This is a genomic window from Flavobacterium sp., assembly GCF_044341265.1.
Lineage (GTDB): Bacteria > Bacteroidota > Bacteroidia > Flavobacteriales > Flavobacteriaceae > Flavobacterium.
Genome location: NZ_JBIISA010000002.1, coordinates 33,778 through 50,443 on the forward strand (window position 1 = coordinate 33,778; position 16,666 = coordinate 50,443).

General features: G+C 30.3%; 16 protein-coding genes. 12 read left to right on the top strand and 4 right to left on the bottom strand.

Annotated features, from left to right (window positions below; all coding sequences use genetic code 11):
- The first annotated feature begins 136 nt into the window (after window positions 1-136).
- From ACIQ06_RS01295 to hisB, 11 genes are all read left to right on the top strand, one after another.
- Entirely contained in the window at window positions 137-571 is a 435-nt protein-coding gene (locus tag ACIQ06_RS01295; protein ID WP_396143233.1) for a thioredoxin family protein, read from the top strand.
- Entirely contained in the window at window positions 571-1,557 is a 987-nt protein-coding gene (locus ACIQ06_RS01300; protein ID WP_396143236.1) for an FAD:protein FMN transferase, read from the top strand. Before ACIQ06_RS01295 ends, ACIQ06_RS01300 begins: the two co-directional genes overlap by 1 nt.
- Window positions 1,558-1,568: 11 nt before the next feature.
- A complete protein-coding gene (locus ACIQ06_RS01305) occupies window positions 1,569-1,781 on the top strand; it encodes a DUF4266 domain-containing protein (protein ID WP_396143238.1) in 213 nt (70 codons plus the stop codon).
- 14 nt (window positions 1,782-1,795) lie between these two features.
- Window positions 1,796-3,121, top strand: a complete 1,326-nt coding sequence (locus ACIQ06_RS01310) for a DUF3570 domain-containing protein (protein ID WP_396143242.1) — start codon at window positions 1,796-1,798, stop codon at window positions 3,119-3,121.
- 2 nt (window positions 3,122-3,123) lie between these two features.
- Entirely contained in the window at window positions 3,124-3,792 is a 669-nt protein-coding gene (locus tag ACIQ06_RS01315; protein ID WP_396143245.1) for a response regulator transcription factor, read from the top strand.
- A 2-nt stretch (window positions 3,793-3,794) separates the two neighbouring features.
- The gene (locus tag ACIQ06_RS01320; RefSeq protein WP_396143248.1) at window positions 3,795-5,174 is read left to right on the top strand and encodes an ATP-binding protein; all 1,380 of its coding nucleotides are present in this window, start codon (window positions 3,795-3,797) and stop codon (window positions 5,172-5,174) included.
- A 73-nt stretch (window positions 5,175-5,247) separates the two neighbouring features.
- Complete coding sequence (locus ACIQ06_RS01325) at window positions 5,248-9,579, top strand: CusA/CzcA family heavy metal efflux RND transporter (RefSeq protein ID WP_396143251.1); 4,332 nt, start codon at window positions 5,248-5,250, stop codon at window positions 9,577-9,579.
- 6 nt (window positions 9,580-9,585) lie between these two features.
- A complete protein-coding gene (locus ACIQ06_RS01330; RefSeq protein WP_396143253.1) occupies window positions 9,586-10,704 on the top strand; it encodes an efflux RND transporter periplasmic adaptor subunit in 1,119 nt (372 codons plus the stop codon).
- Window positions 10,705-10,729: 25 nt separating this feature from the next.
- Entirely contained in the window at window positions 10,730-11,458 is a 729-nt protein-coding gene (locus ACIQ06_RS01335) for a VIT family protein (protein WP_396143255.1), read from the top strand.
- Between the two features lie 114 nt (window positions 11,459-11,572).
- Window positions 11,573-12,073: a hypothetical protein gene (locus tag ACIQ06_RS01340; RefSeq protein ID WP_396143257.1), complete on the top strand. Its 501-nt coding sequence runs from the start codon at window positions 11,573-11,575 to the stop codon at window positions 12,071-12,073.
- 80 nt (window positions 12,074-12,153) lie between these two features.
- A complete protein-coding gene (gene hisB, locus ACIQ06_RS01345; RefSeq protein WP_396143259.1) occupies window positions 12,154-12,729 on the top strand; it encodes a histidinol-phosphatase in 576 nt (191 codons plus the stop codon).
- Here hisB and ACIQ06_RS01350 read toward each other — a convergent pair.
- Together ACIQ06_RS01350 and ACIQ06_RS01355 are read right to left on the bottom strand one after the other, a co-directional pair.
- Window positions 12,726-13,124 (bottom strand): glyoxalase, encoded by a 399-nt coding sequence (locus tag ACIQ06_RS01350; RefSeq protein WP_396143261.1) that lies wholly within the window; start codon window positions 13,122-13,124, stop codon window positions 12,726-12,728. The two genes, hisB and ACIQ06_RS01350, sit on opposite strands and share 4 nt — an antisense overlap.
- A 79-nt stretch (window positions 13,125-13,203) precedes the next feature.
- Window positions 13,204-14,523: an OmpA family protein gene (locus ACIQ06_RS01355; RefSeq protein ID WP_396143263.1), complete on the bottom strand. Its 1,320-nt coding sequence runs from the start codon at window positions 14,521-14,523 to the stop codon at window positions 13,204-13,206.
- 189 nt (window positions 14,524-14,712) lie between these two features.
- Here ACIQ06_RS01355 and ACIQ06_RS01360 point away from each other — a divergent pair, with 189 nt between their 5' ends.
- On the top strand, window positions 14,713-15,102 hold the full coding sequence (locus ACIQ06_RS01360; RefSeq protein ID WP_396143265.1) for an acyl-CoA thioesterase: 390 nt from the start codon (window positions 14,713-14,715) through the stop codon (window positions 15,100-15,102).
- On the opposite strand, the gene ACIQ06_RS01365 is transcribed toward ACIQ06_RS01360, so the two are convergent.
- Entirely contained in the window at window positions 15,103-16,362 is a 1,260-nt protein-coding gene (locus tag ACIQ06_RS01365) for a mechanosensitive ion channel family protein (protein WP_396143267.1), read from the bottom strand. It abuts the gene before it with no gap.
- Window positions 16,355-16,633, bottom strand: coding sequence for a DUF3817 domain-containing protein (locus tag ACIQ06_RS01370; protein ID WP_396143270.1), 279 nt, complete (start codon window positions 16,631-16,633; stop codon window positions 16,355-16,357). Before ACIQ06_RS01370 ends, ACIQ06_RS01365 begins: the two co-directional genes overlap by 8 nt.
- Window positions 16,634-16,666: the final 33 nt, after the last annotated feature.

Below are 16,666 nucleotides of genomic sequence, written 5' to 3' on the forward strand. Positions count from 1 at the left end.
TAGTATTGACTTAAGTTTGGCTTAAGATTAATATTAGCTTAAGAAAGCAATAACAGTAAACATTCAATAAATAATATGAATAATTTTGCGTTATAATATTGAATAAAATTTGTAACTTGTTGTATAAAAAAATTAAATGAAAAAAGTAATAATTATAATAACGTTATTGTTTGGAATCTTTGGTCATTCTCAAGATTGGAAGACCAACATAGAAGAAGCCAAAGCCACTGCTACTAAAGAAAATAAAAATATTCTTTTGGTTTTTTCGGGTTCAGATTGGTGTGCTCCATGTATTAAATTGGAAAAAAATGTATGGAAATCTGATGCTTTCAAACAGTATGCAGAGAAAAAATTAGTTTTGTTAAGAGCAGATTTTCCAAATAAAAAAGCTAATCAATTGCCAGCAGATGTAGCAGAACGAAATAAAAAATTATCTGAAAAGTATAATAAAGATGGAAACTTTCCTCTAGTAGTACTTTTGGATAAGTCAGGAAAAGTCATTGGAATGACTGGGTTTAAAAACATATCTGCAGAAGAATATATCAAACTATTAGATTCATTGAATAAATAATGAAGAAATATTTATTAATCATTCCAGCACTTATTTCACTGACATCTTTCGGACAAATAGTTCACAAGAGAAAATTGTCAATGTTGGGAAGTCCGTTTGAAATTACAGTAGTAGCTAAAGATACTATGCAAGGTAATTTTTTTATAGATAAAGCTGTTGCTGAAGTTAAAAGAATAGAAAATTTAATTTCAGATTGGATTCCAACCACACAAATTTCTGAAGTCAACAAAAATGCTGGAATCAATCCTGTAAAAGTTGATGATGAAGTCTTTCAATTGGTAACAAGAGCAAATAAAATTTCCAAACTAACCAATGGAGCTTTTGATATTTCATATGCTTCAATGGATAAAATTTGGAAGTTTGATGGCAGCATGAAAGAAATGCCAACTAAAGAAGCAATTAAAAGTTCGGTTGAGAAAATTGGATATGAAAAGATAATAATGAATGACTCAACCAAAACAATTTTCTTGAAGGAAAAAGGAATGAAGTTGGGTTTGGGAGGAATTGGTCAGGGATACATCGCTGATAAAGTAAAGGCATTATTGCAAAAAGAAGGATGCCAATCAGGGATTGTAAATGTTTCTGGCGATATTAATACTTGGGGAAAACAAATAGATGGCAAGCCTTGGACAATCGGAATTATAAATCCGATGAACAAAAATAAGGTTTTTGCAACATTTCCACTTGAAGATAGTGCGGTTGAAACTTCAGGAAGCTATGAAAAGTTTGTAATGTTTAATGGTGTAAGATATTCGCACATTATTGATCCAAGAACAGGTTATCCAGCAACAGGAATTGTTAGTGTATCTGTATTTGCAAAACAAACAGAAATAGCCGACGCTTTAGCAACTGGAATTTTCGTTTTAGGAATTGATGTTGGATTGGATTTAGTAAACCAACTTAAAGGAATAGAATGTATTATTGTTGATGATAAAGGAAAAATACATACATCAAAAGGAATTGATATTCAAAAATATAAATCTTAATTAATTAAGCCATGTATAAGAAAATAGCATTAGTAGTTTTTTCTGTAATTGTTTTACAATCATGTAATACAGTGAAGCAATATGAAAAAGCTAAAGTTAATAGTACCGAAATGAAACTTTCAGCAAAGTCTACAGAACGATATGAAACTGCTTTTCAAGTTTATAGAGAAGCTGCAGCTGGAGCAAATGGAGGAAAATCTGGTGGTGGTTGTGGATGTAATTAATTTTCAATAAAATCATGCAAAATAAATTAGTAATAGTATTTTTCCTTTTCTCAGCCTTGGTCTTTTCACAAGAAACCGAAATGGCAAAAGATACTACAGTAACTTTCAAAAAAAGAGTATTAGAGTCAACAGAAGTTGATTTTATGCTCAGTTATTACAATCAAGACGGAGTTCATTCATCAGTTTCTGGAGGAATTGGTTCTGAAAAATTGACCGATATTGCTTCTAATATTATTGTAGCAATTCCAATGAATGATGATGATGTACTTACTATCGATGCTGGAATCTCTGCTTACACATCTGCCTCATCAAGTAACATTAACCCTTACGATTCTAAAAATCCAACTCCATGGCAAAGTTCTTCTGGAGCTTCAGAGCAAGACGCTTTGGTTTCTTTAGTCGCTAATTATAGCCATAGTAGTGATGATAGAAATTTTATATGGAATGCAGATGTTGCATTTTCTAACGAATATGATTATACTTCAATAGGTTTTGGAGGAGGAGTTTCCAAATTATTTAACGATAAAAATTCTGAAGTTTCTGTAAAAGTAAATGCTTATTTAGATCAATGGAGACCTATTTATCCCGGAGAATTACGCAATGGAAACTATAGTAGTTATAATCCATTATTTAATCCAAATTTTGTTGCTTGGGATAGTACAGCTCGTAATTCTTATTCAGCTTCAATAAGTTTCTCTCAAGTACTTACTAAGAAAACACAATTTTCTATTTTCTTCGATTTAGTGCAACAAGAAGGTAAACTTTCATCACCTTATCACAGAATTTATTTTGCTGATAAACCTGATTATTATTTTGGTAATCCAAGTTTTATCCCAAATTATGAAAATAGTTCTAATGAAGGTGTTTATAGATTAGCTGATGCCATAGAAAAATTACCAAGTTCACGTTTCAAATTGCCTATTGGTTTGCGTTGGAACTACTACATCAATGAAACATTTGTTGTTCGAACCTATTACAGATATTACACAGATAATTGGGATATCACAGCACATACAGCATCTATAGAAGTGCCAATTAAATTGACAGATAAATTCACTGTATCTCCAATGTATCGTTATTATACACAAACACAATCTAAATATTTTGCTCAATTTGAAAAACATTTATCAACAGAAGAATTCTATACTTCAGATTATGATTTATCATCATTTAATGCAAATCAATACGGACTTGGAGTATCTTACACGGATATTTTTACGAGCTCAAAAATTTGGAAATTTGGTTTGAAAAATATTGATTTTAGATTCAATCACTACGATAGAAGTGATGGTTTAAGTTCAAATATAGCTAGTTTAGGATTCAAATTTGTAATGCAATAGCAATGAAAATTTTAATAGTTGAAGACGAAAAAGGAATTTCAGATTTTCTAAAACAAGGTTTAGAAGAAGAAGGTTATGAAATAATCGTGGCATCAGATGGCTTGTCAGGTTTGGATTTAGCTATCACAAATAAACCAGATTTAATTTTGTTAGATTGGATGTTGCCTAAAATGTCTGGAATTGATGTTTGCAAAGAATTTAGAAAAACAGATTCAAAAACACCAATTATTTTTCTTACAGCGAAAGATACTATTCAAGAAACTATTGAAGGATTAAAATCTGGCGCTAATGATTATATTAAAAAACCTTTTAGCTTTGAAGAATTATTAGAAAGAATAAAAATTCATTTTAGAACAATAGACGATGACAAACAATTATCTTTGTCTAATATCAAAGTCGATTTAAGTAAATATCAAGTTTTTGTTGATGATAAAGAAGTTTCTCTTACTCAAAGAGAATTTGAATTATTGGTTTATCTAATAAAAAATAAAGGAAACGTTTGTACAAGAGTTCAAATTATTGAAGATGTTTGGGACATTCATTTCGAATACGACACTGGAGTAATTGATGTTTTTATGAATGCAATCAGAAAGAAACTTAACTTAAGTAAAGAGAATGATTGTATAAAAACAATAAGAGGCGTTGGCTACATTGCCAATGATATGAACTAAATATGTTTAAATTTTCCTTTAGAAATAGAATTGCTTTCAATTATATAATGAGCACAGCGCTACTTATAGCATTTGTGTTTATAGTTATCTATCAGGTTATTTATTATAGTGTTGATAATCATATAAATGATGACATAAATGATGAAGTAAAAAAACATCTAGGTGAAATTGAAATTGATAGAAACGACACTTATTTAATTCAAGTTGATCAATGGCGAGCTAGAGAACACAATACTGTTGATGTTAACCCAGTTTTTGTTCAATTTCATGATATCAATAATCAGTTAATTGATAAATCTCCAAATCTTAAAGGAATTCTATTAAAATTATATGATAAAGACAAAGACAATGTTCTTGTTGATACTTATCTAAATAATAAACCAATTAGACAAATTCAAGTTCCACTTGTAGATAATAATAAAATAATAGGTCACGTTATAGTAGCAATGTCGCTTGATGATGCAACTATGATTTTGACTAATTTAAAAAACATACTTCTAATTGCTTTTCCATTGATTTTAGTAGTTTTATTTCTAATTGCAAGATTAATTGCAGGAAGAAGTATAAAGCCAGTAACTTCAATTATTGAAACTTCAAGCACGATAACAAGAGATAATTTATCATCACGCATTCAGCTTCCCAATAATAAAGACGAATTATACACGCTTTCAGAAACTATTAATAATCTTTTAGATAGAATTGAGAACGCAATTAAACGTGAAAAACAATTTACCTCAGATGCCTCGCATGAACTTCGAACACCTTTGGCAGTTATAAAAGGTACAATGGAAGTTTTGATAAGAAAACCAAGAGAAAAGCAAGAATATGAGGAGAAAATTAATTTCTGTATTCGTGAAGTTGATAGATTAAACAATCTTGTAGATCAATTGTTATTGTTGGCTCGTTTTGAAAATCAAAAGCAAAATATTAGAAATGAACAAGTTTATCTTAATTCGTTACTATTAGATACTATAGCAAGATTTTCAGATAAGATTAAAGGAAAAGAGCTGCATATTAAAACCAACTTCAACGATGATTTTTATATTAAATCAGATACTTATTTAGTTTCAATAATTTTAAGCAATATTTTATCTAATGCTATAAAATATAGCAATAAAAACGGACAGATTGATATTGAATTAAAAAAAGAAAAAGAGACGGTTTATTGCAGTATAACTGATAATGGTATTGGAATTGTTGCAGAGGATTTAGAAAAAATATTCAATTCTTTCTATCGTTCTGATGTTTCTAATCATCCAGAAATTAAAGGAACAGGGTTGGGATTATCAATAGTTAAAAGGCTTTGCGATTTATTATCTATTGAATTATCTGTTACTAGCGAAAAATCTAAAGGAACTTCTATAAATTTAAGAATTTCCTAATTAGATATTAAGTTTATACTAAGTTTTAATTTTCATCAATTGACTATCTTTGTTAAAAGAAAATTGAAAGAAAATGCTTGAAAAAATCATCGCTTTTAGCTTAAAAAACAAACTAATAGTTTTACTGTTTACACTAGGAATTTTTGGATTCGGAGTATATTCTGTATTTCAAATTTCAATTGGAGCTGTTCCAGATGTAACTAATAATCAGGTTCAAGTAATTACTACTTCAAGAAATCTTTCTACACAAGACATTGAACAATTCATCACTTATCCAGTAGAAATTGAAATGGCAAACTTGCCAGGCGTAAAAGAAATTCGTTCTATTTCAAAATTTGGACTTTCAGTAGTAACAATTGTTTTTGAAGACGATATGGGTTCGTATCTTCCAAGACAATTAATAGCTGAAAAAATAAAAACAGCTTCCGAAAAAATACCTCAAGGCTTTGGAACTCCAGAAATGGGTCCAATAACAACTGGTTTGGGTGAAATTTATCAATATGTTTTAGATGTAAAACCCGAATATAAAAATCAATATTCTGTAACCGATTTAAGAACCATTCAAGATTGGGTTGTAAAACGTCAACTATCAGGAATAAAAGGTGTTGTTGAAATAAATACTTGGGGTGGCTATTTAAAACAATATGAAGTTGCCATAAATTCATCTAAACTTAAAGCGATGAATATTTCAACTATTGATGTTTTCAACGCCTTAGAAAATAACAACAGTATTGCTGGCGGAGCTTACATTGAAAAGGTAAATCAAAGCTATTTTATTCGTGGAGAAGGAAAAGTAAAATCGCTTGAAGACATAGAAAATATTGTTGTTAAAAATGATAACGGAATTCCAATTTATGTAAAAGATGTTGCGCAAATTGGTTTTGGAAGTGCCAATCGTTTTGGAGCAATTACAGGAAATGGTGAAGGCGAAAAAGTTCTCGGACAAGTAATGATGCTAAAAGGAGGAAACTCTAAGCAAGTAATTGGTGATGTAAAAGCAAGAGTTGCCGAAATAGAGAAAACATTACCAAAAGGCGTTTATATCAACCCATTTTTAGAAAGAAGTGAATTGGTTGGAAAAACTACTTTTACTGTAGCAGAAAACCTTATTTTAGGTTGTCTAATAGTAATTTTTGTAGTCGTTCTTTTGTTAGGAAATTGGCGTTCAGGATTGGTTGTAGCTTCAGTAATTCCATTATGTTTATTATTTGCAATTTCGTTTATGAACATCTTTGGAATTGATGCAAACTTAATGAGTTTAGGAGCAATCGATTTCGGAATTATAATTGATGGAGCCGTAATTATTGTAGAGTTTATCGCTTTTCAAATTGCTCACAAATCAAGACATTTAGTTAATTTATCCAAAGAAGAACGTCAAATTCAAATTGACGAAATCACTTATAAAAGTGCTTCCAAAATGATGAATTCAGCTGTTTTTGGTCAGTTAATTATTCTAATAGTTTTCATTCCAATTCTTTCACTATCTGGAGTTGAAGGAAAAATGTTCAAACCAATGGCAATGACCTTTAGTTTTGCATTAGCTGGAGCGATGCTACTTTGTTTCACATATGTTCCAGTAGTTTCTTCATTGTTCTTAAAACCTAAAGAAGAAAATCCAAATTCTTTTTCTTCTCGATTAATCACCAAAATGAATTCTTGGTATTTGCCTGTAATCACTTGGGCTTTAAGTAATACCAAAAAAGTAATTTATGGAGCCATATCATTATTAGTCTTTGCAATCGTACTTTTTACAACAATGGGTGGCGAGTTTATTCCAACTTTAGATGAAGGTGATTTTGTAATTCAACCGGTATTAAAAACAGGAACTTCATTAACTAAAACAATAGAAACCACAACTAAAATTGAAAAGATTATTCTAAAAAATTTCCCAGAAGTTACGCAAGTTGTAAGTAGAATTGGAGCAGCCGAAGTACCAACCGATCCTATGAGCATGGAAGAATCAGATATTATTGTGAAATTGAAACCAAAAGGTGATTGGGTTTCTGCTGATTCAAAAGATGAATTAGCAGATAAAATTAAAACCGAGATAGAAAAGCAAATTCCAAACATGGAAATCGAATTCACGCAACCAATAGAAATGCGTTTCAACGAATTAATCTCAGGAACCAGAAGTGATGTTGCAATAAAAGTTTTTGGAGAAGATTTGAATGTATTAGCTAAGAGAGCACAACAAATTAAATATGCCATTGCCAATGTAGAAGGTGCATCCGATATTATCATCGAAAAAACTGAAGGTTTGCCTCAAATGAGTGTAGTTTACAATCGTTCAAAAATTGCTCGCTACGGATTAAATATTGCTGACTTGAATGAAATGATAGCACTTGGTTTTGCAGGAAAAACGGTTGGAACTGTCTTTGAAGGTGAAAAACGTTTTGATATGGTAATTCGTTTAGATAAAACCAACCGTCAAGATATTGATAATTTGAGAAATCTGTATGTTCCAACTCCAAATGGTGAGCAAATTCCGCTTCAAGAATTGGCACAAATTGAATATACAGAAGGTCCAGCAAAAATTTCAAGAGACAATACTCGCAGAAGAATTGTTGTTGGAATCAACGTTAGAAACCGCGATTTGCAAAGTGTTGTAAACGATGTTCAAAAAATTGTAAATGAAAAAATAAAATTACCAGAAGGTTATTATGTAACTTATGGAGGACAATTTGAAAATCTTCAAAGTGCCAAAGCACGTTTATTGATTGCTGTTCCAATCGCATTATTTTTAATATTCATTCTTTTGTATTTTGCTTTTGGTTCTGTAAAAGAAGCTTTGATGGTTTACTCTGCAATTCCACTTTCAGCGGTTGGAGGAATATTGTTTCTTTGGATTCGTGATTTGCCATTCAGTATTTCGGCAGGTGTTGGATTTATTGCGCTTTTCGGAATCGCAGTCCTTAACGGAATTGTACTTATTGAACATTTTAAAGAACTAAAACATCAAGGAATGAAAGATATAAACGAACTAATTTTGAAAGGTACAACCGATAGATTACGTCCAGTTTTACTAACAGCAGCTGCCGCAGCTTTAGGATTTTTACCAATGGCAATTTCGTCATCAGCAGGAGCAGAGGTTCAACGTCCGTTAGCAACAGTTGTTATTGGTGGACTGTTTACAGCAACCATTTTGACCATGATTGTACTTCCAATTTTATACAAACTTTTAGACAAAAAAGAAGGTAAAAAAGCTAAGTTTAAAATCCATGCCAATGCTACAATCATTTTGTTACTATTGAGTTCGTCATTGGCGTATTCACAAAATAATAATCCTGAATTAGATAGTTTAATTTCAAAAGCACATCAAAATAACAAATCCATAAAAGCAGGTCAATTATCAGTAGATAAAGCTAAAGCGAATATAAAATCGGCTTACTCATTTGATAAAACAAACATTTATTACAGCTATGATCAAAACAATTTGGCTTTAAATAATTTACCTTTAAAAGTATTCGGAGTACAACAACGATTTTTATTTCCATCGGTTTATGGTGCTCAAAAGAAATTATATTCTGCTGAATATGAAAGAGAAAAATCAAATTTTGAAATCACCAAAAATAGATTATCAAATGAGGTTGCTAAAGTTTATAATCACATAGTTTATTATCAAAATCAAGAAAAATTATACAAGTATTTAGATAGTTTGTATCAGAACTTTTCAAAAGCAAGTGATAGACGATTTGAATTAGGAGAAACCAATTACCTTGAAAAAATTACAGCTCAAAGTAAGTTTAGACAAATCAGAACTAAATTAGCTCAAATAGAAAAAGACAAATTGGCTAATTACGAAATGCTACAAGGATTACTGCAATCTGATGAAAAAACTATTATTAAAAATGACAAATTAATTCCAAATAATACAATAATTGAAAGTTCAAGTAAAGACTTATATAATTCTTATTTTGAAAATATTACAAAAACATTTCAATCTAATACTAAACTTCAAAAACAACACTATTTGCCTGATATAAATCTAGAGTATTTTCAAGGAAAAAACAATGGTTTATCGCAGTCTTTATATGGATTTCAAGTTGGGTTATCAGTTCCAATTTTATTTGGAGGCACAAAAGCTAAAATCAATGTTGCCAATTTAGAATTACAAAGTTGGGAACAACAAAAACTAAACGAGCAAACTAAAATGGAGCAATTCATTTCACAAAAGAAAAATGAATTAATCAAACATGAAGAAGGTATAAAATACTATAAAGAATACGGAGAAAAATTGGCTAAAGAAATTATAAAAGTAGCGGATATGAGCTATAAACATGGAGAAATAGATTTTTTTCAATACATTACCTCATTAGAAAACGCCACATCAATTCAAGTGGATTATCTTGAAAATGTGTTGCAATACAACAAAACCCAATTTGATTTACACTATCTTAATTACTAATTTACAATGAAAAAAATACTATATATACTTGCAGCGACTACTTTACTAATTTCATGTAAAGATGCCAAAACAGAAGCTCCAGCTGAGAAAAATGATGGTTTAACTATGATTTCTACCAATCAATTTAAAACTATGGCAATGGAAGTTGGAACTCCAGTAGAACAAGATTTTGATGTAACTGTAAAAGCGTCAGGTAGGATAGATGTTCCACCTCAAAACAGAGCTAAAATTACTTCATTTATTGGAGGATATGTAAAAGCTACGAGTCTTTTGGTTGGAAATAAAGTAGTTAAAGGTCAACCACTTTTAACAATGGAAAACACAGAATTTCTAGATATTCAGAAAGATTATCTTGAAGTTGCCGAACAAATCACCTATTTAAAATCGGAATTTGAAAGACAAAAAACGTTGTATGATGAGAAAATTACTTCTCAAAAGAACTACTTAAAATCGGAAAGTGATTATAGAAGAGCCAAAGGAATGTATCAAAGTTTAAGAGCTAAATTACTTTTGCTAAACATCAATCCAAGCAATGTTGAAAAAGGAAAATTGACTTCTGTTGTTACTATTTTTTCTCCAATTTCAGGTGATATTGTAATCATGAATGCTAATGTCGGAATGTACATTGCAGCTTCTGATGTAATTTTAGAAATTGTTGATACAAGTCATTTGCATTTAGAATTAGCAGTTTTTGAAAAGGATATTTTGAAAATCAAAGTTGGTCAAAAAATTAAATTCACTGTTCCAGAAGCTTCTAAGGAAATTTTTGATGCTGACGTTCATTTGGTAGGAAAATCTATTGAAGGTAATGATAGAACTATTAATGTTCATGGGCATCTTGATGACGCTATCAAACAAAGATTATTAACAGGTATGTTTGTTGAATCTCAAATCATAACCGATTCTAAAAAAGGATTAGCCATTCCGAAAGACGCTTTAATCTTTGAAAACCAGAAATATTTCGTACTTTTATTAAAGAATGAAGATGCTAAAGGATATTCATTTGAAAAGGTTCAGGTTCAAAAAGGAACTTCCTCTGAAAATTTTGTTGAAATTCTATCAAATGAGCAAATAAATAATAATTCTAAACTTCTGGTAAAAGGCGTTTTTGATATTATAAACTAAATCAAGTACTAAAATATAAATTAAGATGATTAAATCTAAAAAAGAAAAGGAAACAATAACAATAGATAATTATCTAGACAGTCATTACATTCATAGAAGTAATTGGTTAAGAGCTGCAGTTTTAGGAGCAAATGATGGAATAATATCTATTTCAAGTCTTGCTATTGGAGTTGCTGCTGCAAGTTCAACAAGAGAGCCAATTGTTTTAGCTACAGTTGCCGGACTTGTTGCTGGTGCATTGTCAATGGCAGCTGGAGAATATGTATCTGTAAGTTCACAAACGGATACAGAAAAAGCAGATATTGAAAGAGAAATAAAAGAATTAAAAGAAATGCCTGAAGAAGAGTTGAAAATATTAGCTCAAATATATGAAAAAAGAGGTTTAAAACCAGAAACAGCAATGCAAGTTGCAATAGAATTCACAGAAAAAGACGCTTTAAGTGCTCATATTAGAGATGAATTAGGAATAAATGAGATAAGTCAAGCAAATCCTATTCAAGCTGCTATTTCATCAGGCGCTGCATTTACTGTTGGTGGTGTTTTGCCTTTACTTGTTATTCTTTTTGCACCAGTAAAAAATATGGAATATTGGCTCTATGCTTTCACAATAATTTTTCTAATGGTATTGGGAAGTATTGCTGCTAAAACTGGAGGTTCAAGTGTAAAAAAAGCTATTTTGCGTATAACCATTTGGGGAACAATAGCAATGGTTTTATCTGCACTAGTTGGATATATCTTCGGAGTTAGAGTTTAAAAATATAAATGAACTATACAATTTATTTACAGAATTTTACAATATTAAATTTTTAAAAAAAGACTATCTTTAGGCTAACCAATAGAACTAAATAAAAACTTAAAAAATTAAATTATGAACGACGCACATTTGCACATGGTAGTAAACCACTTTCCAATTATTGGAATAATTCTTGGTTTTGGAGTTTTAATTGCAGGAATTGTTTTTAAAAATGATTCTGTAAAAAATACAGCTTATAGCTTGTTTATCGTAGGAGCTATTTTTGCTGCTATAAGTATGGCAACAGGAGAAGGAGCAGAGGAAATGGTAGAAGACATGCCTTCTGTTGGAAAACAAATCATTCATGAGCATGAAGAAATGGCCGAAAAACTAGCCATAGTATTATATCTTTTAGGAGTAGTTTCAATTGCTGGATTGTATACCAATATCAAAAAACACTCACAAGCTAAATTAGTATCATTCTTAGCATTAACGATTGCTGCTGTTGGAATCTTTTTAGGAAAACAAACCGGTACAACTGGAGGAGAAGTTCGTCATACAGAAATCAGAGCAAATTCAGGAACAGCAACAGAAGCAGTTGAAAGTGGAGGTGAAGCTGCAGAAGATGAAGATTAAATAACCATTTATATTTTAAAAACCGCTTTATTAGTCGTGATTAAGCGGTTTTTTTATTTAGATTTGAAAAAAAATAAGTTATGAAGAAAATCCTTTTCATCGACCGTGACGGAACAATTGTAAGAGAAGCAAAAGCACCAGATTATGTTTTAGATTCTTTTGATGAGTTAGAATTTTACCCTGAAGTGTTTCGCTATTTAGGAAAAATTGTTCGAAAATTAGATTACGAAATTGTAATGGTTACCAATCAGGATGGGTTAGGAACTAAAGCGCTTCCAACTGAAACTTTCTGGAACATTCACAACAAAATCATGAAAGCATTCGAAAATGAAGGAATTGTTTTTAGTAAAGTTTTTATAGATGATTCCTATCCAGAAGATAAAAAACCAACTCGTAAGCCAGGAATAGCTATGGTTACAGAATATATAGATAATCCTAAATACAATTTAAAAAAATCTTTCATGATAGGTGATAGATTAACCGATATAGAATTTGCCAAAAATCTTGGAGCAAAAGGAATTTTCATCAATAATGATGAAGCATTGGGAGCAACAGAAATCAACTCTAAAAGAGAAGAATTAGATGCATTCATTGCTTTGCAAACTACAAGTTGGAAAAAAATCTATAAGTTTTTAAATAAAACAAACCGATATTAACTAGCAACTTCAAGTAAAAGCACCTGACTTTTCAATCGCTCTATCAACATGTTCATCATTCTCTTATTCAAATTGGAAGAATTTTTAATATAAGTATTGTATTCCTCTGTAGTAAATAAACCAATTACCATTCCTTTTAGCGAGTTTCTAAATTTGATGTCTCGTTGGATTGTATTTTCTATATAAGCCATCTTTTTTTCAGGAGAAAGCGTGAAGAAAACGCCTTTTTGCTTTACAGCATAGTTGGTAAAAACTTCAATAAATAAATCATTTTGAAATTTTAATATTGGTCTCAAGGTCTTGTTTTGAAAGATTTCTTCTGACGAAGATTGCTCAGTAATGTTTCCTATTGAAGAGCCACGTAATTCTAAAATTGAAATATCTCTTGCTTCCATATTTTTTTATTTAAAGTTATAAAAAAACCTCTGTCGTAAAACAGAGGTTGATTTATATTTATTAAGAACTAATTGTTAATTAGTCTTTGATTTTGAAAGTTACTCTTCTAACAAGTTTTCTAGCTCCTTCTGAATCTACAGCTACTGATGTATCTTCTCCTGAACTAACTACATTAAGTCTTGAAGCATCAATTCCTGCTTTAACTAAAATTGCTTTAACAGCTTCTGCACGTCCTTTAGATAATGCATCATTACGCTCATTAGATCCAATTTCGTCTGCATGACCAATAATGTCTACAGATGCAGTAGGGTTGTTTTTCAAATAAGTTCTGATAAAGTCAATTCCTTCAGTTGAAACATTTGTAGGTTTAACTTTAGCTGTATCGAAATACGTTGTAACATAACCTTCGTTTACTAAACGTTTAATCATGTCAGAATTAGATTTTTCTGAAGTTTCTTTAGATGATTTGTCAATATATCGTTCTAATTCATCTGGAACACCATTTCTATTGATATCAACCATTTTACCTCTTGTATCAACAGCAACACCAGCTACAGAATTGTTTTCTTGATCTAAATAATCAGCTACACCATCTTTATCTGTATCATTCATTAATGTTTCTACATCACCAATTCTCTTGTTAAGAGCTTCAATTTCATCAATGTTTTTATCTTTTAAGATAGCATAATCACCATGGAAATCATTTCTTCCTAACGAATAAGTCAATCCAAATGATGTAGTAATTAGTTGCCCATTTAAGTTGTCTGAAACATCTGTATAGGTACCATCCCAATTAAAATGTTGTCTGTAATTATTTTGCACAGTTACATCTAAAAATACAGAAAGACGTTTTGAAAATCTATACTCAGGAGTTATTCCTATTAATAAACCTCCATTTAATTCACTTTGATTATAATTGTTATCATTTTCAATGATGTTTTCTGTTTTAGAAGTCATACGGTCTAATTTAATACCACCATGAACTAAAAATAAAAATCTATCAAGTGATTCTTGCATACTAAATAAACGATTCAAATTGGCAACTCCTTGTAAAGAGACACCAAATTGTTGCATTTTAAATGGAAAACTACCATTGTTTTTAATGTTTTTTAATTCTTCATAATGAAAAGCACCTTTAAAACCAAAAGTAGGACTAATCATTCTTCTCACACCTACAGAAAAACTGTTGGCTTGTGGTTTTCCAAAAAATGTTTTAGGATCACTTGAAAAATATCCTTTTGAATAAGGTCTAACACCTTTTGCTTGACCTACAGATGCCTCAATTGTCCATTTGTTATATTCAGAAGACGCAGTAGTATCTTTCTTAACTTTATTTTCTTGAGCTAGAACTGACAGCGATGAAGTCAACAATAATGACAATAATGTAATTTTTTTCATATTATAAAATAGGTTATATAAACTATTAATTTGCAAATATAATGGTTTACACGTAATTAACAACTTTTTTAAAAACAAAAAGCAATTTGTAGAAATAATTTTACCTCAATGTAGAAGTTTTAAATTTTGTTAATTAAGCACAAAAGCAAAACTGAAATAGTTAAATTTGCTAAATAAATTTAATTTCTCATGAGATTTCATACTAGAAAATGGGTTAAACCCGAAGATTTGAACCCAAACAGCACTTTATTTGGAGGTAGATTATTAGCGTGGATTGACGAAGAAATTGCTTTGTATGCCATAATTCAACTAGAAAGTCCTAGAATTGTTACCAAACATATGTCGGAAATCAATTTTAGAGCATCCGCAAAACAAGGTGATATTGTTGAAATTGGAATTGACGTAGTAAAATTCGGAACAACATCTTTAACTTTAATGTGTGAAGTAAGAAACATGATGACCAAAGAAACCATCATTACAATTGACACCATAACTATGGTAAGTGTTGGTTTAGATGGAAAACCTCAAGCTCATGGTAAAACAAAAATTGAATACGTTGAAGACAGATTGAAAAAATAATTATTCTTCTAAAGTCATTCTGTCGGTTGGCATTTCGTAAATTTCTAAATCGAAATAGGCTATTGATGCTATAATATGATCAAAAATATCAGCCATGATATATTCGTATTGCTCAAATCTTTGGTCTTTAGAAAAAACATAAATTTCTAAAGGCATTCCGTGTGGAGTAGGCTGCAATTGACGACAAAGCAGAATCATATTTTTATTAATTCCAGGATAATGTTCTAAATAATTAGTAATATATTTTCTGAACAATCCAAAATTGGTCATGTTTCTACCATTAATAGATAGCGATTTATCTACATTATAGGTTTTGTTATACTTATTAATTTCTTCTTGACGAACATCTATATAATGAGAAACCAATTGAATGCGCTTCATTTTTTGCAAATCGTCATCAGTCAAAAATCGGATACTTTTTGCTTTAACTAAAATATGTCTTTTGATTCGTCTTCCATCAGAATCTAACATTCCTCTCCAATTTCTAAAAGAATCAGAAATTAAGCTGTAAGTTGGAATTGTAGTTGTAGTATTATCAAAATTTCGAACTTTTACTGTTGCCAAATTGATTTCAATTACATCACCATCAGCACCATATTTATCAAATGTAATCCAATCTCCAATTCGAACCATATCATTTAAAGAAACTTGAACACTTGCTACAAATCCGAGAATGGTATCTCTAAAAATCAAGATTACGATGGCCGAAATTGCTCCTAAAGTTCCAAATAATGTGTTTGTAGTTATATCAAATATCTTTGAAATTATGACACCGACTCCAACAATCCAAAGGATTATCATAATTACCTGAATGTAACTATCAATCGGTTTATCACTATATTTTGGTTGATCTTTTAAGTAATCACGAATGGCTTTTAAAACGCTTCGAACTATCCAAAGTGATAATAAAATAATATAAATTCCAACTAATTTTCCGAAAACGGTTTCCCAATAAACATAAGCTTCAAGAATAACCGGAACTGATTTATAGATGAATAAAAACGGAATTAAATGAGCAATATATTTGGCAGTTTGATTGGAAACTAACAAATCATCGAAGTTAGTTTTGGTCTTTTTAGCCACAATTGCCATAATTGTAACCAATGTTAATCTAAATATTACATATATTAGATAAGCCAAAACACATAAAATAACAATGTTTATAGCCAAGCTAATATAAGATGCTGTGGTATCCCCAAAACTCATTTTACGAAGTAGAGGATACAACCAACCAAATATTTTCTCTAACGTTTTATGCATTCTTTAAATACTTTCTTTCAATGTAAAAAGTTCCAAATGGAGGAATAGAAGCCAAACAAATCTCAACATATTTTCTAGCTTCCCATTTTTCAGAGAATTTAAGATAGGTCGCAACTATGATATATAAAGTAAACAATACACCATGAGCCATTCCAATATGTTTTACATAAATTGGATCTCCAAAAATATATTTCATTGGCATGGCAAAGAAAAAAAGAAGAATTGCTGATATTCCTTCTATTAGGGCTAATTTTTTAAAAAATTTCAACATCGATTTTTATTTTGGTTTACAAAATTAAGCATA